This window comes from Thermovenabulum sp., from assembly GCF_049701175.1.
Taxonomy (GTDB): domain Bacteria; phylum Bacillota; class Thermosediminibacteria; order Thermosediminibacterales; family Thermosediminibacteraceae; genus Thermovenabulum.
This window is the reverse complement of the sequence record NZ_JBNATW010000041.1, coordinates 1-16,460: the sequence shown is the minus strand read 5'-3', so window position 1 is coordinate 16,460 and position 16,460 is coordinate 1. Positions and strand designations below refer to the sequence as shown.

General features: G+C 36.5%; 19 protein-coding genes and 3 pseudogenes. 9 read left to right on the top strand and 13 right to left on the bottom strand.

The window, feature by feature from the left end; genetic code table 11:
• The first annotated feature begins 170 nt into the window (after positions 1-170).
• From ACPLVF_RS11215 to ACPLVF_RS11190, 6 genes and pseudogenes are all read left to right on the top strand, one after another.
• On the top strand, positions 171-680 hold the full coding sequence (locus tag ACPLVF_RS11215; RefSeq protein WP_424907915.1) for a DUF2680 domain-containing protein: 510 nt from the start codon (positions 171-173) through the stop codon (positions 678-680).
• A 77-nt stretch (positions 681-757) separates the two neighbouring features.
• Positions 758-961 carry a hypothetical protein gene (locus ACPLVF_RS11210; RefSeq protein WP_424907914.1) on the top strand — a complete coding sequence of 68 codons (204 nt, stop codon included), beginning with the start codon at positions 758-760 and terminating at the stop codon, positions 959-961.
• A complete protein-coding gene (locus tag ACPLVF_RS11205; RefSeq protein WP_424907913.1) occupies positions 922-1,194 on the top strand; it encodes a 4Fe-4S binding protein in 273 nt (90 codons plus the stop codon). The genes ACPLVF_RS11210 and ACPLVF_RS11205 overlap by 40 nt, the downstream gene beginning before the upstream one ends.
• A gap of 33 nt (positions 1,195-1,227) precedes the next feature.
• The gene (locus ACPLVF_RS11200; protein WP_424907912.1) at positions 1,228-1,620 is read left to right on the top strand and encodes a 4Fe-4S binding protein; all 393 of its coding nucleotides are present in this window, start codon (positions 1,228-1,230) and stop codon (positions 1,618-1,620) included.
• Positions 1,604-2,059: a hypothetical protein gene (locus ACPLVF_RS11195; protein WP_424907911.1), complete on the top strand. Its 456-nt coding sequence runs from the start codon at positions 1,604-1,606 to the stop codon at positions 2,057-2,059. Before ACPLVF_RS11200 ends, ACPLVF_RS11195 begins: the two co-directional genes overlap by 17 nt.
• 26 nt (positions 2,060-2,085) lie before the next feature.
• A pseudogene (locus ACPLVF_RS11190) lies at positions 2,086-2,450 on the top strand (transposase); the annotation flags it as partial.
• A gap of 191 nt (positions 2,451-2,641) precedes the next feature.
• Here the strand turns inward: ACPLVF_RS11190 and ACPLVF_RS11185 are convergent.
• The 6 genes from ACPLVF_RS11185 to ACPLVF_RS11160 all read right to left on the bottom strand — a co-directional run bounded on the left by ACPLVF_RS11185 (position 2,642) and on the right by ACPLVF_RS11160 (position 7,086).
• Positions 2,642-3,334 carry a metal-dependent hydrolase gene (locus tag ACPLVF_RS11185; RefSeq protein WP_424907910.1) on the bottom strand — a complete coding sequence of 231 codons (693 nt, stop codon included), beginning with the start codon at positions 3,332-3,334 and terminating at the stop codon, positions 2,642-2,644.
• Positions 3,335-3,481: 147 nt separating this feature from the next.
• On the bottom strand, positions 3,482-3,976 hold the full coding sequence (locus ACPLVF_RS11180) for an ECF transporter S component (RefSeq protein ID WP_424907909.1): 495 nt from the start codon (positions 3,974-3,976) through the stop codon (positions 3,482-3,484).
• A gap of 299 nt (positions 3,977-4,275) precedes the next feature.
• Positions 4,276-5,223 carry a patatin-like phospholipase family protein gene (locus ACPLVF_RS11175; protein WP_424907908.1) on the bottom strand — a complete coding sequence of 316 codons (948 nt, stop codon included), beginning with the start codon at positions 5,221-5,223 and terminating at the stop codon, positions 4,276-4,278.
• Between the two features lie 20 nt (positions 5,224-5,243).
• Positions 5,244-5,609 carry a lysophospholipid acyltransferase family protein gene (locus tag ACPLVF_RS11170; protein ID WP_424907916.1) on the bottom strand — a complete coding sequence of 122 codons (366 nt, stop codon included), beginning with the start codon at positions 5,607-5,609 and terminating at the stop codon, positions 5,244-5,246.
• A gap of 304 nt (positions 5,610-5,913) precedes the next feature.
• Complete coding sequence (locus tag ACPLVF_RS11165; RefSeq protein WP_424907907.1) at positions 5,914-6,591, bottom strand: LexA family protein; 678 nt, start codon at positions 6,589-6,591, stop codon at positions 5,914-5,916.
• Positions 6,592-6,891: 300 nt separating this feature from the next.
• Positions 6,892-7,086, bottom strand: coding sequence for a hypothetical protein (locus ACPLVF_RS11160; protein WP_424907906.1), 195 nt, complete (start codon positions 7,084-7,086; stop codon positions 6,892-6,894).
• A 134-nt stretch (positions 7,087-7,220) separates the two neighbouring features.
• Between ACPLVF_RS11160 and ACPLVF_RS11155 the strand changes: the two genes are divergently transcribed.
• The 3 genes and pseudogenes from ACPLVF_RS11155 to ACPLVF_RS11145 form a co-directional block, all read left to right on the top strand.
• Positions 7,221-7,466: a CopG family transcriptional regulator gene (locus ACPLVF_RS11155; protein ID WP_424907905.1), complete on the top strand. Its 246-nt coding sequence runs from the start codon at positions 7,221-7,223 to the stop codon at positions 7,464-7,466.
• Positions 7,456-7,884, top strand: a complete 429-nt coding sequence (locus ACPLVF_RS11150) for a PIN domain-containing protein (protein ID WP_424907904.1) — start codon at positions 7,456-7,458, stop codon at positions 7,882-7,884. Before ACPLVF_RS11155 ends, ACPLVF_RS11150 begins: the two co-directional genes overlap by 11 nt.
• 921 nt (positions 7,885-8,805) lie before the next feature.
• Positions 8,806-8,937 (top strand): annotated as a pseudogene (locus ACPLVF_RS11145) (ATP-binding protein); the annotation flags it as partial.
• 561 nt (positions 8,938-9,498) lie between these two features.
• Here the strand turns inward: ACPLVF_RS11145 and ACPLVF_RS11140 are convergent.
• The 7 genes and pseudogenes from ACPLVF_RS11140 to ribD all read right to left on the bottom strand — a co-directional run bounded on the left by ACPLVF_RS11140 (position 9,499) and on the right by ribD (position 16,382).
• Positions 9,499-10,170, bottom strand: a complete 672-nt coding sequence (locus tag ACPLVF_RS11140; RefSeq protein ID WP_424907903.1) for a SurA N-terminal domain-containing protein — start codon at positions 10,168-10,170, stop codon at positions 9,499-9,501.
• 1,202 nt (positions 10,171-11,372) lie between these two features.
• Complete coding sequence (locus tag ACPLVF_RS11135; protein WP_424907902.1) at positions 11,373-12,302, bottom strand: substrate-binding domain-containing protein; 930 nt, start codon at positions 12,300-12,302, stop codon at positions 11,373-11,375.
• A 226-nt stretch (positions 12,303-12,528) separates the two neighbouring features.
• A pseudogene (locus ACPLVF_RS11130) lies at positions 12,529-12,755 on the bottom strand (ISLre2 family transposase); the annotation flags it as partial.
• A gap of 104 nt (positions 12,756-12,859) precedes the next feature.
• Positions 12,860-13,339, bottom strand: a complete 480-nt coding sequence (ribE, locus tag ACPLVF_RS11125) for a 6,7-dimethyl-8-ribityllumazine synthase (protein WP_424907901.1) — start codon at positions 13,337-13,339, stop codon at positions 12,860-12,862.
• A gap of 26 nt (positions 13,340-13,365) precedes the next feature.
• Positions 13,366-14,568 (bottom strand): bifunctional 3,4-dihydroxy-2-butanone-4-phosphate synthase/GTP cyclohydrolase II, encoded by a 1,203-nt coding sequence (locus tag ACPLVF_RS11120; RefSeq protein ID WP_424907900.1) that lies wholly within the window; start codon positions 14,566-14,568, stop codon positions 13,366-13,368.
• Between the two features lie 55 nt (positions 14,569-14,623).
• On the bottom strand, positions 14,624-15,271 hold the full coding sequence (gene ribE, locus ACPLVF_RS11115) for a riboflavin synthase (protein ID WP_424907899.1): 648 nt from the start codon (positions 15,269-15,271) through the stop codon (positions 14,624-14,626).
• A 22-nt stretch (positions 15,272-15,293) separates the two neighbouring features.
• Positions 15,294-16,382 (bottom strand): bifunctional diaminohydroxyphosphoribosylaminopyrimidine deaminase/5-amino-6-(5-phosphoribosylamino)uracil reductase RibD, encoded by a 1,089-nt coding sequence (ribD, locus tag ACPLVF_RS11110; protein ID WP_424907898.1) that lies wholly within the window; start codon positions 16,380-16,382, stop codon positions 15,294-15,296.
• Positions 16,383-16,460 lie beyond the last annotated feature (78 nt).

The window sequence follows — 16,460 nt, the reverse complement described above, 5'->3', positions numbered from 1 at the left end:
TACATTTTTTCTGCTTTTTCCTCCTTTTTGACCTAAAAATATTTTACACTATCATAATGGATTGAAGAAATTTTTTCTTCACAATAACTACACAATTCCTTTATTCAGTTTTCAAATACCCCCTGTATATTTAGACTTGTAAAACAAAATTTTTTATGGAGGTGTTCTAAATGAAAAGAGGAATAGCTTTATTAACTATTGCGCTGGTTCTTGTAGTAAACTCAGCCGTTTTTGCCGCAACAACCTCTACAACTACTAATTCGTCCTCTGCTATCACTACTACGACTTTGAAAATGGCAAGAGGGTATGGTGCTCAATTTATGGCATCAATTGTGGCCAAGCTTACAGGTCTTACCGTTGATGAGGTTGTAAACTTAAGATCACAGGGTCAGACTTTCTACCAAATAGCCTTATCAAAAGGTGTGACAGCTGAAAAATTTAAAGAGGCTGTGTACCAAGAAAAAGCTGCTTTGGTAGACCAAAAAGTGAAAGATGGCATCATTACAAAAGAACAGGCAGATGCAATAAAGGCACATATGAAATCACGAATTGATAGCTGTAATGGTCAGGGTTATGCAAATAAACCTCAAGCTGGATTTGGTATATTTGGTAAAGGTATTGGCAAGGGCATAGGTGCTGGACGAAGACAAGGTATGAGAGCTTTTGGCATGAGTAGATAAGTATTTGGGACTTAGCAGGGTAAAAATACCCTGCTAAGTCTTTTATTAAGGAATTATTAAGGAAGGGGGAATTTACTTTGAAGAGATCTACAACTAAAAATGGAATCAATAAATATTTCAGGCTTTTTTCTCAAATATTGTTTTTTACTGTTATTCTAATTACTGCAATAATTCACTCTCTGGCCGAAAAAGGAATAGAAGTTAAAATACCTTTTTTCTCTAATGCATCATTACATAGTTTATGTCCATTTGGCGATGTGGTCTCAGTTATAAGCTTATAACTGAAGGAAGTTTTGTTCAAAAAATTCACGAATCGTCATTTGTGTTGTTAGCTATTGTAATTATTTTGTCAATTCTCTTTGGTTCGGTATTTTGCGGCTTTATATGTCCATTTGGCTCAGTGCAAGAATGGATAGGTAAGTTAGGTAAGATAATTTTTAAAAAGAGGTTTAATAAATTTATTCCTTCAAAATATGACAGATATTTTAGATACTTTAGATATATTGTACTTTAATAGGTTGTATATATAACAGCTAAAACAGGTAAATTGGTTTTTACAAATATTGATCCTTATCATGCATTATTTACCTTTTGGACTGGTGAAGTAGCCATACAAGCTTTGATTTTTCTCATAGTCATAATTATACTTTCTTTTATTGTTGAAAGACCTTTTTGCAAATATTTTTGTCCGCTCGGTGCTTTTATCGGGTTGTTCAATCTAATAAGAATATTTAAAATCAAAAGAATTCCTTCTTATTGTATATCATGTAAAAAATGCAATAGTGTTTGCCCTATGAATATTGATGTGTATAGTAAAGAGGTTATTAATGATCCTCAATGCATAACATGTTTACAATGTTCATCAGAAATTAGTTGTCCTGTTGAAAATACTATCATCTTTGAAACAAGGAGAGGGATTAAAGATGAGGATAAACATTAAATTTTTAGTCATTTCAATTTTGGTTATTGTCTTTGTTGGAATAGGTATAAGCAATATTGCGGGAATATGGAAAACGCAATCAGCAAAAATTCCGATTTATGACCCAATCGATATAAAAGGCTCATATACTTTTAGTGATGTTAGCAAATATTTTGAAATACCTATTGATGATTTAACAAAAGCGTTTGGTTTGGACATTTCAAAAGCAAAAAATTTTAAGTGTAAAGATGTGAAAACTTTAAATACTGCTCCCTCGGAACCAGCTTTAAATATAGATTCTGTTAGGTATTTTGTGGCATTTTACAAGGGGATAAAAATAGATTTAAATGGCGATGTGTATTTGCCCAGTTTAGCAAAAGATATAATAATTAATAAAGGCAACCCCTTGAAAGAGCAAATAGAATATCTTAATAAGCACTTAGTAAAAATTGAGCAATAGTTAAGTATATATAATTGTGTTAATATATTAAAACAGCAAAAATACTATTAAATCAGGTGTTAGATGAGCATAGAAGTAAGCTTTTAGGCTATGGATGTTTTAGAAGCTGGATTTGAAGATGCTATAGCGGTATTAGAGCTTGCAGAGCGTTATCGTAAAAGACTTAGAACCACAAATAGCTTAGAACGGTGAAACGAAGAAATTCGCCGGCGTTAAAAGTATAACGATATTCCCTAACCGGGAATCAGCTATCCCCCTAATCAGAGCCTTACTAATGGAACAAGATGAAAAATAGGCTTCTGGCAAAAAGTACTTGGATATGCCGGAAGCCCTTGGAGTCAAGAACGTGCAAAGCTCAGTGGTAGCGTGTCCTGAACCTCTAAAGGGTTAAAGGTGGTATAATTATACCAATTCGTGGTGTTAGATAACCTTTTTCTAACCAGAGGGATTTTTCACAAAATTTGGACTTGAACGATTACTTCACCACCCCAAATTTTAGGTGCATTGCTTCTTGCCTCTTTTGATACTAATTGGTTGATAGATAATTGTTAGATAAATGTCTTGGCGGTCTTTTTACCATTCTTAATTTACAGTAATCATTTCTCCTGGTTTAAGTATAACGACATCAGTACCAGTTTTGTTCTCAACCTTTTTCTTAAATTCCTCCGGATCCTTTTTTATAATGTCAAAGGTGTTATAGTGCATAGGAACAACTATCTTAGGTTTTAAGAATTCCACGGCTTTCACGGCATCATCTATACCCATAACGAAATTGCCACCGATAGGTAGCATTGCCACATCTAATGAAGTCTTCTCCCCTATAAGCTTCATATCACCAAAAAGGCCCGTATCTCCAGCATGGTAAATAGTCTTCCCCTCAATCCCAATCAGGAATCCACAGGGACTACCCATGTAAATTATATTATCCCCTTCTATATATCCAGAACCGTGCATCGCTGGTGTAAGCTGTAGCCAACCAAAATCAAAGGTATAATCTCCTCCTATATGCATTGGATGGACCTTTGCACCCTTAGATTGGCAATATGTAGCAAGCTCGTATGGAGCAATTATCGTGGCATTATTAGCCTTCGCTATTTCTAAAGCATCGCCAAAATGGTCTCCATGTCCATGTGTAATAAGTATATAGTCTACCTCCACCTGTTCAGGGCTTATATTAGCTTGAGGGTTGTTTTTAAGCCAAGGGTCTATAATAATTGAAAACTTTGATGAGCTTATTTTAAAACACGCGTGACCATAAAATGTTATTTTAACCATTTACATGCCTCCTTTCGGAAAAGTATCCTGATTAATATTCTATAATAAAAATTTATTTTATAGCAAAACTAATCAACATTGTGCGGGTCAATATTTAGCCAGCCGGGTGCACATAATAAATGCGAGCGACAAAAATACACTCGCATTTCACAATTTTTCTGCCTTGGCGAAATAGCGCTGAAGCAGTAAAATTACCGCCACACCTATTACCCCACCCAGCAGAGCCGTAATTAGCTGCGGAAGAGTAAAAGCCTGAACCACCAGCGCAGGTACTTTAATGCCTAAACCTTTAAGAATGTATTTAGCTGAAATGGAGAGCCACACGTATTTCATTACCGCTGCCAGTGGTACTCCTATTACTGCATTCTTTTGAGAGGAATAAAGCCAAACGTAGAGAGCATTGCCCACAATAATAAAAGGAATCATAGGCGGGAACTTTAGGATGCCGACTAAAAAAGCAATAACGGGGGTTAAAAGGCCAATGGATATGCCCGAAAACAATCCCACAGTGCCTGTTCCGATCACCAGCATGGCATTCACAAGAGAGCCCGTTATAAGCTGAGGCATCTTGAGGAACTGCACAACCAAGGTTATCGCTAATAAAAGAGCAGTTCTAATCAAAGATTTTGTCTCGAATTTCATAATCTCTTCTCCCTTCGCTTCAGAATGTTTCCTCACGTCAGGATAATTATATTTTAATATTACATCATATTACCAGATATTTCAATAAAAAACCTTATTTGGTTTCACGTCAAGTATCAAGTATTTTAAGGTTTTTTATTTAAATTTTATTTAAAAAAGACTAAAGACTTGTATATATTTTATTCAAGCTATTTCCCTATTTCTGTAGTTATATCAAACCCCAGGTTCTGAAGTATTTTCGGGAGTTCATTTAAAATCCAGTGAAATTTTTGAGTGGTGTATTTTTCAATGGAAACTAATTAGTTACATATTCTTTCTCTTAGTCCCCAACAGTTTTGCTTTTCAGTCTCTTCGCCATATTTTCCGGAATCAAGAAAACATCTTAGTTTTTCAGCTACCTGTTTTCCCATAACTTCTCCAGCATGAATACACTCCTTAACCCGATAAAACTCATACCACCTTACATCTCCTACATCGGGTTTTAACATAAAATAATGCTTATTAGCTATTGTTGTAAGCTTAGAAACTTCTTTAGGGTGGTCACACAATTCCAGTGTATTATCTATAATGTTTATAATTTCAAATTGTGAATTTTTAATAAAACGAACAATTTTTTTAGAAGACATACTCTTTAATCGTTTCCATATTTTTTCCAAACTGGAAGTTTGATCCACTTTCGAACTAACATCAACAGCGATAACAATATCTGCCCCGGCCTCCATTACTGCCAGTATGGGCACAGGGGTGGTAACCGAACCATCCACCAAAAGTCTTTTCCCTGACTTAATTGGAGAAAATAAACCAGGTATGGCTATGCTGGCTCGTAAGGCCTTAGCCACCAATCCTTTATTTATACGCACTTCTTCTCCAGAAATGATATCAGTAGCAATAACAATTAAAGGTTTTTTCAACTGTGCAAACTCTTTTCCCTTTGTTAATATTTCAAAATACTTTTCAATTTTGTTTCCAGCTATTATGCCTTGACGGGGTAGAGTAGGGTCAAAAAGGTTAAGCAACCATCGCCACCGCATTTGCAGAGCCATATCCTCCAATTCTTCGATCCGGTAACCTGTAGCATATGCTGCGCCTACTACTGCCCCCATGCTAGTCCCCGCAATAACATCAATCGGTATATTTGCTTCATGCAACGCTTTGAGCACACCTATGTGAGCACAACCTCTAGCACCGCCGCTCCCCAAGGCTATTCCAATACATGGCTTTACTTTAAAATTCTGCTTTTTATTCATGTTTTTCGCCTCCACTGCCGCTACAAATTCTTTAACATTTGATCAATTTGACTAAACAGTTTTGCATTCAAATCCTCCAAGATTTCTTGCCTGGGTCGTTGAACCTTTTTTAAAGTCCATGGTGCAGCAATTTGCATGTAAATTTTACCACGGCGTGGGATAATAGACGGCACAACGGGCACGCCTGTCTTCAAAGCGAGATAGGCCCACCCAGGTTGAAAAGGGCACAGTCCATCATGGTTACAAACCCGACCCTCAGGAAAAAGCGCAAGAGTTTTCCCTTGCTCCAATACCCGCAAGGCAGCCCTTATCCCAGCCAACTCATTACTCTCGTTTTGCACTGGTACAGCACCTATTGAGCTTAAAAATGATCCGACTATCGGCAATCTGCAAGCAACTTCCCATCTTAAACTGTTCAAAGTGATACTCCTTTTTTCAGTCAATAAAACAACATTATGTCTTAAAATTTGCCTACCTTTAAAAAACGAACTTCCCCTTTTGCTCCTTTAGGTTTACCTAAACAAGCAATATTAACATCTGTTGTTGACCTTGCAAAATCTTGGGTTTTTGTAAAGCATGAAATATTAGTTGTCTTCTCTAAAATTTACATTAATTTCAAAACTCAATATACCCAAAAGACCAAAAAACTTGTCAAAATAAAAAGATCGTAGATTAAATCTGTGACCAACATCAAGCTAAAGCGTCATTAAGAAAATCCGAAAGCATTCCCTTTTCATAATCCGAAAGGTCAGCAAGCGACTTCAAATACCGTCCGACTAATTCGGTTAGCCCACCCCCTATCTCATGATTCATCGTTTGAATAACAGTACCCAGGACGGTTCCTATAAATATTATGATGCGCATTTCATTGGTAGGTGCGTTTTGCATTAGGCTTTTTATCAACATTTCCGTTCTCCCACCCAATTTTTTAAGATACACAATAAATAAACCTATGACATATGCCCCAAAAGTTACTCGAACCTGAACTTTTGGAATTTCCTCCAGCATTTTTTGCACAGCATCGCTAATGCTGTGACTTTTTAAGCTGTTTAGCAGCTCAAGTACCTTTGTCTTTATTTTATTCCACTCATCAATATTTATTTCTTTTACACGTTTTTCTTCAAATAAGTTTATAGCTTTATTAGTCGGTAAAAAAACAATTTGGGAACGTCCCATTTCTTTAGAATTTACTGTATAATCACGTGTAAGGTAGCCAAGTTTTTCTAATTCTTTCAATACGTCGTATGCTGTCCATTTGCTGACACCAAGTGCATTTGCTATTGTTTCGTAGTGAACTGGAACATTTGTTTTTTGGAATAGATCAATTAATTTCTCTAGAAATTGCTTGCGTCGTTCGGTCAAAATCACACGAACTACCCCCAAAAAACCAAAAATAATTTATGAATATTATTGTAATCTCAATATTAAATTATGTCAAGAATTGGAACACTCTTGTCTGTGTCAATATTTAGTAGGTAACTTTTTAAAAAATTTTTTACCTCTCTGCTTAAGATTAACTTTATAATTAGTATTTGCAATATTTAACATTAATGTTAAATTATTACAATACTACTGTATAAAAAGCATTATCATATTAAGGCTGTTAGCAGGCTTAATTTAGCGTATAAAACGCCTTTTGCCTTTATCCTTTACCTATCGTTCTTGTGTTTAAATAATGGCAAAAGGATTTATATGCGTTAATTCCTTTAAGAAATACTTTACCCAGGGACTACCGGCAAAAGGCCCTTTTAAAGCTAGCAAGGATACTCTAAGCCATTTTTCTATATATTCTGCCCTATAATTCTTTTCTAATTTTGTTTGTACTACCTTCTTCAATTTCTGCTGGTTCACAGGCCAACGCAAGGTATGGTCTTCTATCTTCCCATGTAAAATTTTTGCAGAAGGGTGACGTAAAAATTCTTCAATGATAAGTTTATTTATAACCTATTGAGATACACGCAAAAAAGTGCTATACTAAATTACGTGGAGGTGATATTGTGAAAAAGACACAGAATATTACATTATCATTACCTAAGGATTTATTACAAAAGGTAAAGCATATAGCTATAGATAAGCAAACATCTGTATCTGGCCTTTTAACTAAAACATTAGAAGAAATAGTTAAAAAAGAAGATTTATATGAAAAAGCAAGATTACATCATATTGCTATATTAGAAAATAATATTGATTTAGGGACAGAAGGTAAAACTAATTGGAATAGAGAGGATTTGTATGAGAGATAATTTTGGTTTACAGTTTGTTGATACAAATGTTTTGGTTTATGCTCACGACGCATCTGCAGGCAGAAAACATGAAATTGCAAAAGAATTATTAAAAGAGTTGTGGGACACAAGAAAGGGGTGTCTGAGTACTCAGGTTCTCCAAGAGTTTTACGTAACTATTACAAAAAAGGTAAAAAAGCCATTATCTCCTTTGCAAGCGTCACAAATTATTTCAGATCTTGGGTTTTGGAAATTGGATATGCCTGATGTCGGCGATATACTTGAAGCAATACAAATATCTCAGCGTTATATGATTTCATTTTGGGATTCTCTTATAATTTGTAGCGCAATAAATCTTGATTGCGATGTAATATGGAGTGAGGATTTAAATCCAGGTCAGTATTTTGATAAAATAAAAGTGGTAAATCCATTTTTGTAAATTAATGCCTCAGACAAAAGAATCGTCCCCGTGTATCACGTAATTAGTTGCAAAGAAGGTAGAGGTATCGAAGGCCTTTATCCTTGTTTAAAAGAAGGACAGACAATTGCACTTCTTGGCGGCTTAACCCCTTAATTTTGGACAATTTGACTTAAAAAACGTGTCATACCTTTATTTTCTTTCAAAGCTGTACTTGTATTTCAGTAAATTGTATATTTTTTTAATTTCATAAAAATCATTTCTACAAAAAAAAAAAAACGAGAATCCCTTCTTTCAAGGATTCTCTTTTTATTTTAAAATACCTTACCGCTAAAAGTTATATTGCGAATTTATAAAATTGATTTATAGCTATATTTCCTTTTATTATTCAATATTTCGACATTTTTCTATCATACATGCATTCCCAAATCTGTTTTTGAATTACATGCACGATGTTGTGGATAACTGATTTATTTTGAAACAACAAAATAACTCTCATTGGAGTTTCTTTGCCTTGGTTTTAAAGTAATCTAACTATTTTACGTTATTTTGTTACCATGGTAATAACGTTTGTTACCAAACTTTGTGAAATTTTTCTCTTAAATTCTGATTTTTGGTAACATAGTTTGTTCTTCCACTAAACTTTCTATATTACCTTTTTGATCATTTTTACCAGTTTACTATTATCATTCAGTATTTTCCTTGCAATTTTTATAAAGTCTTTATACCAGTGAGCTAAAAAGATTGGAAGATAGTGAAGCAAGAAAAAGAGAAAGGCTCTTGAAAAAATCTGGCTTTTACACAATAAAAACATTTGCCGATTACATCTTTGATGAAATAAAGCTATCGTAGGGACTTACACCACAGGACCTGAAAGATTGTAAGTTTATCGAAGAGAAGCGAAACCTTATTCTTTACGACAATATATGAACCGGGAAAACCCATCTGGCTACTGCAATTGGAGGAGAGGCTTGCAAAAAGGGATTAAACGTAAGATTTTTCCACACTGCTGCATTGGTAAACAAGCTTAGGAGAAGCCAGGAAATACAGATAACAATAGCCACAATTGACTGAATAATATACTATAATTAATTACCTTTTGCTCTTTGATGGTCAAAGCTATCGGATAAAGCGGTTACTTATGCAGCAATTAAGTTAATATAAAAAATTCCTCTCTGTTGCCCGGGGAAAAATCTTTTTATAATTGGGAAATTCCTTCTTATATATAAAAACTCTTTTCTATTTAAAAAAAGTTATTATTCAAGAGATTCCAATAAATTATTAAGATAATTGCGATTAATTGCACTTCCAAGAACTGTATACTTAGTTCCATTTATTACTATATCACCTTCATTAAAAGCTATAAACCCTCCTTGACCATAATAAAAATTAATATTTCGATTGGTTGTTATAGAAAATTTCTACCATAAAAACATTGTCAAGATTAAAACCCAGTGCTTCATCAATATTTTTTACTCTTGAGTCGTATAAATTTTTCATTATTACATTTGGCCGGATGGTTTTTTATCGTCCGACCATTTAAATAAGTCATTTTTCACAATTGGGATTAGTTTAATTTCCTTTCATTGCTCCCGGGATAATTTTTACACCACTAAGTGACACTTGCTTAAATAATCAGAGATTATTTTTAAATATTTCTATTTTATATTTTTTTCTCAAATTATTTTTGTATTGTTCAAAATATAAATGCGCTTTTTCTGGATCTTTTTTATCATTTTCAGGCATTGAAGATAAAATTTTTGCTTTTAATTTGCCAATTGATAAATATTTTTGATATATTGGGATAAGCTGGTTCCAATATTCATCTTCACTAATCCCTAAACCTTTGATATATTGTCTTAAATTATTTTCCGTTTTTAAAAATTCTTCCCTATCGGCAACCTGCAATTTGCCTGCTAATATTTCATTCGTTATTTTTCTGGTCTCCTCCATATATTCTTTAGCTTCTGCATAAGAGACTTCTAACCCTTGGGATTTAGCTTCTTGATATAAAACTTCATTATCTATTAATCTTTCAAGAATTTGCTGCGGGCTTAATTTTTGAGGAACTGGAATAAAAATATTTCCATCATCAAACTGTTTCTGATCTTCATACTTCTGCACTTGATACTTATATTTTTGTTGTTCAAATAATAACGCTATATTAAAGTCGTTTTGAGTAATTTCCTTTCCATTTATTTTAGCAATTACTTCCTTATTTATGTTATTTTTTAAAAAAGTAGCTAAAAAAACTGTTAATAAGAAAACTGCACTAAATATAAACCATTTTGTATTTCTAAAAATCATTTCATCAACCCCTCTTAATCTTAACTATTATTTCCTACCTTGTTCATACTTTATTCTGCAGTAGTTTATACATAAGCTTTCTTGCCGTTAAATTCTAAACTCAAAATAATCAGTTGTTAAATTAAACACCATCAAGATCTTTTTCTGTCAATGCCTTTCTAAGATCATCATACCATTTTACAAATTCATTTACTACTTCCTTATCCTTTATATCATATTTTTCATATTCATTGTCTTTATGGACATACAGCTCTAAAACATCTTTTTAATCATTATAAAATAATTTTTCGTCTTTGGGAAACCACGTATTAAATATCATTTCTCTTAATAATTTTTTTACTATCCACAAATTCCAAAGAACTTAAATCTACTTTTTTAAATATTTTTTCAAATAAAACAGATAAATTTCCTTTCCATTCAATATCTCTACTAACTAGTTTATCATACTTACTATATCTGCGTACATTAAAATTTAAAGTTATCCGTCAAAGGGCCTTCAAAGGCCATAGATTCTTCATTGTTTAAATCATCATTTTGATCGCTATTAGAATTACTTATGATTAAAATTTAATATAACAATTACAGCAATATATTTAGGCTTTAAAACTATTTTATCTACTGCCTATTACCATGGAATTATACAGCTATAAGTCGCCAATTAAATAAACTTTTTTACCAAATAATGGTTTTTGATATTATTTTATCTAAATTAGATTTAATTATCAATGCCTTTTGCTCGAAAAATCAAAAAATTACTATTGAGATCATAAACAGTCTTGAAAATCTCCGATGAAGATGATGCAGAAGTTCTATTTATTAAAAAACATATTCAAACCATAATCTCCTAATTTAGAGTAAAAGAAGGTAGACAGGTATCTTCCTCACTTTAAACTCCACTTCCTTAATCCTATGAAAATTGCCTAACTGGAAATGGTGATTGATTGAGATCTGGTTGTGAACTAAACTCAGTTATTTCCCAAAAGAAAAAATTCATGCGAAGTAATAAAAAAATCTCCCGGCATCTGGGAGATAATAAGCCGTTATAAATCCCATTATTATAAAAATTGTAATGAGTTTTTATTTTTAAACCTTTGATAAAATTTTCAGTTAATTACTGAGACTCACACATCAAAAAACTTAATATTACCATTCCCGGACTCGCTTATATATTCGCTATTATAGAAAATTGTTCTAAACACTTGCTATTTAAGAATATCGGATTCATTCTTGCCAGCATCAGGAACAAAAAGCGATTGACCAAGTTTTTCTTTACCAAATTCACCTATCACTTTTTGAGTCTCAGGACTCACCATAAATTCTACAAAGGCCTTTGCACCCTCTACATTAATCATCTTAGCAGCATTTGGGTTATTTTGCCTTACATATTCCGGATTTGTCTGCATAACATGATATATATTAAGCAATTCTTTGTCGCCTTCTTTTAATATAATAAGTCGAAGTTTTTCCTTCTTCATTAAATAAGTCGCTCTATCAGTAAGAGTATAACCACCTTTTTCAGACGCAATGTCAAGAGTAGCTCCCATACCCTGCCCTGTTGACTGATACCATTTACCAATGGGTTGTTCTATCCCTACTTTTTTCCATAGAGCGAGTTCTTTTTTATGTGTACCTGAATTATCTCCTCTTGATATGAATAAAGCTTTTTTGTCAGCAATTAGTCTGAAAGCTTCTGCAGCACTTTTTGCATCCTTTACTCCGACGGGATCTTCAGGTGGACCTACTATAACAAAATCATTATGCATTACAAGTTGCCTGTTGATAGCAGCACCCTTTTTTACTAATTCCATCTCCGCTTCCGGTGCATGGACCAACATTACATCAGCATCTCCTTTTTCTCCCATAGCAAGAGCTTGTCCTGTTCCAACTGCAATAGTTTTTACCTTAAAACCCGTTTTTTGTTCGAAAATAGGTATAAGTACGTCTAAAAGCCCGCTATCTTGAGTGCTTGTGGTAGTAGCGAGAATAATTTCTTTACTGTTTTGTATATTCTTTGATTGCCCTTGTTGTGAAGTAGTTTTTTGCCCGCATGAAGTTAACAGGAATAAGAGTATGCAAAGCATCAATATAAAAACAAATACTGAATTAAGTTTAAATCTTTTTCCGGAAAACATAATTCCCCTCCTTTATCCTAATATTTCCGTTATGTTTTTTTAAACATAACGACATACTCAATGTACCATAAAATACATAATTAGTAAAGTAAAATTTGATTCTGGTGTAGGTCCGTGTCGAGATTTTGTAGGTAACTTTAAAAAAGTTTTTTTCACTAACAACCTCCCCGCTTAATACAAGTTTAATAGTTTGTTATGGAAATATATACTTCATCCGCGAATCCGATAGGTCATCCAGGAAAAATCTGGTTTCTCTCGCCTTTTTGTTCCTGTAAAGACGCCTTCTTTATTTGAATTCGCTAAAAAAGTTTCACGGTCGCGTTCGTTCACCAGACGGGTATCTATATCTATCTGTTCCAGGGCCCAGATAAAAATCTGGTTGCAAACCTTCTAGCATAGCTCATGAATGCCTTTTTCAAGTTCGTAAAAATCTTTGCTTTCTTCGATGATTATACCATGACATTTTCATCTTTCATTTAACCGGACATTTTCACATTGCATTGACATGAAAAATGTTTTAAAAGAGTGGTATTTATTTTGGGATATAAAAAAAGCGGCTATTCGCCGCATTTGGACAATAACTTTTTAAGGTTGGCCATCTCTATAGCTGTCAGGGCAGCATCCCATCCCTTATTGCCAGCCTTTGTACCTGCCCTTTCCACCGCCTGTTCTATAGTATCAGTGGTCAGGACGCCGAAAATGGTAGGGACCCTTGTTTCAAGAGATACGAGCGCCACTCCTTTTGACACCTCTGCTGCAACGTAATCAAAATGAGGTGTAGCCCCCCGAATAACCGCCCCGAGGCAAATTACAGCATCAAAGCGCCCGCTCTCAGCAAGTATCTTTGCCGTCAAGGGTATTTCAAAACTCCCGGGCACCCAGTAAACCTCAATGTCCTCATCAACAGCACCGTGGCGTACCAGACAGTCGAGCGCACCCTCCAGCAGCTTACCGGTTATAAATTCGTTAAAACGGCTGACCACAATACCGAATCTGAGATTTTCTGCAGAAAGTTTAGCCTGGATAATTTTAGGCATTTTTGTCCTCCTCCTTTTCTTTTTTATTAAAGCCAGTGACCCAGTTTTTCTTTCTTGGTCTTAAGATATCTTGCATTGCTCTTTGTGGGTGGAATTTTGAGTGGAATTCGCTCCACTATCTCCAGACCGTAACCTGAAAGACCCACCACCTTTTTGGGATTGTTGGTAAGAAGGCGCATCTTCTCCACTCCCAGGTCCTTAAGTATCTGCGCCCCTATACCGTAATCGCGAAGGTCCGGAGGAAACCCAAGCTGCAGGTTGGCCTCCACCGTATCAAATCCAGCATCCTGCAAGGCATAAGCCCTGATCTTGTTGGCAAGCCCTATACCCCTTCCCTCCTGGCGCATGTAAAGTATAAGACCCTTGCCTTCCTCCTGTATTATTCTCATAGCCGCTTTCAACTGCGGACCGCAGTCGCAGCGTTGGGATGAGAACACATCTCCGGTCAGACATTCCGAATGCACGCGCACCAGCGGCACATCGCCCTCTTTTATCTCCTCCTTCATGAGAACCAGGTGTGTTTCGGTTGTTATGATGTCTTCATAGCATAAAAGTTTGAATTCCCCGTAATCGGTGGGCAACACAGTCTGAGCTACCAATCGCACCAGTTTTTCCCTGGCCTTACGGTACCTTATAAGGTCCTCTATCGTGATTATTTTTAAATCCTTTTCTCTTGCAAAACTCATAAGGTCGGGAAGCCTTGCCATCGTACCATCGTCCTTCATTATCTCGCAGATAACTCCAGCCGGATAAAGCCCGGCCAGCCTGGCAAGGTCTACAGCCGCCTCGGTATGCCCTGCCCTCCGTAGAACCCCTCCCTCTCTAGCTATCAGTGGGAAGATATGTCCCGGGCGACGGAGGTCCTGAGGCTTTGTAGCCGGATTAACCAACGCCTTTACCGTATCGGCCCTGTCGTAAGCTGATATGCCCGTTGAATTTCCAACATAATCCACCGAAACAGTGAATGCGGTGTACATGTTATCGGTATTATGGTTCACCATCAGCGGCAGTTCAAGTTCTTCAGCCCTTTTTTTTGTTATCGGAACACATATAAGGCCGCGGCCGTAAATTGCCATAAAATTTATGGCCTCCGGAGTTACCTTTTCCGCAGCCATCACCAGGTCTCCCTCATTTTCTCTGTCCTCATCGTCAACGACAATTATCATCTTGCCCTGCCTTATGTCCTCTATAGCCTCTTCAATTGTATTGAACTTAAATTCTCTATTCATCTTTTTCCCCTTTCTAAATAAATTCACAACACATCCAGTAAGATAAACCTATCCGCTAAAAGCCATATGATTTAAGCATTTCAACAGTCAGCCCCTTATCAGAACTGCTCTCCAGAATATTCTTCAAAAATTCCCTTACGTATTTCCCAATGATATCAACCTCGATGTTTACCGTATCCCCGGTTTTTTTGTACTGAAGAGCCGTTGCCCTTAGGGTATGGGGTATTATAGAAACCGAAAACCCCTGATGAGCCACAGTCTGAACAGTTAAGCTGATACCGTCTATGGCAACCGAACCCTTAGGAACTATATATTTCATCAGCTCCCGCGGCGCTCCTATAAAGTACACCACAGCATTTCCTTCTGGGTATGACCTGATAATCCTCCCAACTCCATCCACGTGACCCAGGACCATGTGTCCACCAAATCGTCCCTCAGCTTTTAAGGCCCTTTCAAGGTTTACATGTTTGCCTGCTGAAAGTTCGCCCAGGTTCGTGCTTCCGAGAGTTTCAGGCATTACGTCGGCTACAAAAGAATCTGTCTTAACATCCCTGGCAGTCAGACATACTCCGTTGACTGCAACGCTATCGCCGACCTTCAGGTCTTCCAGAACCTTTTTACATGAAATTGTAATAAGTGCACCCGAAGAAGAGCCAACCAAATTCATGACGGTCCCTATCTCCTCGATTATCCCAGTAAACATGAATCTCCCCCTTTTTCTGCACTCAATCAGGATAGGCCTCTAATAAGATATCTTTGCCTATCAATTCAACCGAATTAAATTTAAACCGGACTGCCCTGCTCATTTCATCTATATAAAGCTCATTTACTGAATCGATGCCATCCCCTCCTATTACTAAAGGTGCCAGGAAAATCAACAGCTTATCTACCAAGCCTTCTTTTATAAGAGAAGAGGTGAGGGTGGAACCGCCTTCTACAAGTATGCTCGTTATCTCCATGCAACCCAGAATCTCCAAAAGCTTACACAGGTTTACCCTGCCATCCATCGCATCAGTCTTTATCACCTCAACGCCTTTTTCCTGCAGGAGGCGGACCTTTTTAGAATCCGCCTTTTCTGTAGTAGCAAGGATAACCTGCCCGTTTTTACATTCCAGCATCCGAGCGTTGAGAGGCATTCTGGCATTAGAATCGACCACTATTCTGACCGGATTTTTCTTTTTTCCTGGTAGCCGGCACGTAAGAAGCGGATCATCAGCCAGTACCGTTCCTATTCCTACCATCACCGCATCGTACCAGCTCCGGAGTTCATGTGCCTTTACCCTGGCCGGTTCTCCGGTAATCCATCTGGATTCACCCGATGCAAGGGCTATTTTACCATCAATAGACTGGGCTATCTTAGCAACAACAAAAGGCTTCTTTGTGGTGATGTATTTTATAAATACCTCGTTTAATTTCCTGGCCTCTTCTTCCATCACACCTACATCTACCTCTATGCCAGCATCTTTCAACCGTTTTACACCCTTACCGGCTACCATGGGGTTGGGGTCCGTCATCGCCGCCACAACCCTCTTTACCCCAGCCTTTATTATCGCATCAGTGCAAGGGGGTGTCCTCCCGAAATGACAGCAGGGTTCAAGGTTTACGTAAAGCTCCGCACCCCTTGCCCTCTCGCCCGCTGTAGTCAAAGCTATCACCTCAGCATGGGGATCCCCGGCCTTCCTGTGATAGCCTTCCCCAACTATCTCGCCATCCTTCACCACCACTGCGCCCACCATCGGGTTTGGGCTGGTTCTGCCCCTACCCATCTTTGCCAGGTCCAGCGCCCTTTTCATAAAAAAAACGTCCTTTTCCATAAAATAACCCCCGAAAGATTTAATTGTTATGTCAAATTAAGGTATCAAAATTACATACCAATAACCTATAAAACATTG

Coding starts and splice junctions, on each gene's coding strand:
- ACPLVF_RS11215 (WP_424907915.1), top strand. CDS start 171: ATGAAAAGAGGAATAGCTTTATTAACTATTGCGCTGGTTCTTGTAGTA.
- ACPLVF_RS11205 (WP_424907913.1), top strand. CDS start 922: ATGTCCATTTGGCGATGTGGTCTCAGTTATAAGCTTATAACTGAAGGA.
- ACPLVF_RS11195 (WP_424907911.1), top strand. CDS start 1,604: ATGAGGATAAACATTAAATTTTTAGTCATTTCAATTTTGGTTATTGTC.
- ACPLVF_RS11185 (WP_424907910.1), bottom strand. CDS start 3,334: ATGGTTAAAATAACATTTTATGGTCACGCGTGTTTTAAAATAAGCTCA.
- ACPLVF_RS11180 (WP_424907909.1), bottom strand. CDS start 3,976: ATGAAATTCGAGACAAAATCTTTGATTAGAACTGCTCTTTTATTAGCG.
- ACPLVF_RS11175 (WP_424907908.1), bottom strand. CDS start 5,223: ATGAATAAAAAGCAGAATTTTAAAGTAAAGCCATGTATTGGAATAGCC.
- ACPLVF_RS11150 (WP_424907904.1), top strand. CDS start 7,456: ATGAGAGATAATTTTGGTTTACAGTTTGTTGATACAAATGTTTTGGTT.
- ACPLVF_RS11140 (WP_424907903.1), bottom strand. CDS start 10,170: ATGATTTTTAGAAATACAAAATGGTTTATATTTAGTGCAGTTTTCTTA.
- ACPLVF_RS11135 (WP_424907902.1), bottom strand. CDS start 12,302: ATGTTTTCCGGAAAAAGATTTAAACTTAATTCAGTATTTGTTTTTATA.
- ribE (WP_424907901.1), bottom strand. CDS start 13,339: ATGCCTAAAATTATCCAGGCTAAACTTTCTGCAGAAAATCTCAGATTC.
- ACPLVF_RS11120 (WP_424907900.1), bottom strand. CDS start 14,568: ATGAATAGAGAATTTAAGTTCAATACAATTGAAGAGGCTATAGAGGAC.
- ribE (WP_424907899.1), bottom strand. CDS start 15,271: ATGTTTACTGGGATAATCGAGGAGATAGGGACCGTCATGAATTTGGTT.
- ribD (WP_424907898.1), bottom strand. CDS start 16,382: ATGGAAAAGGACGTTTTTTTTATGAAAAGGGCGCTGGACCTGGCAAAG.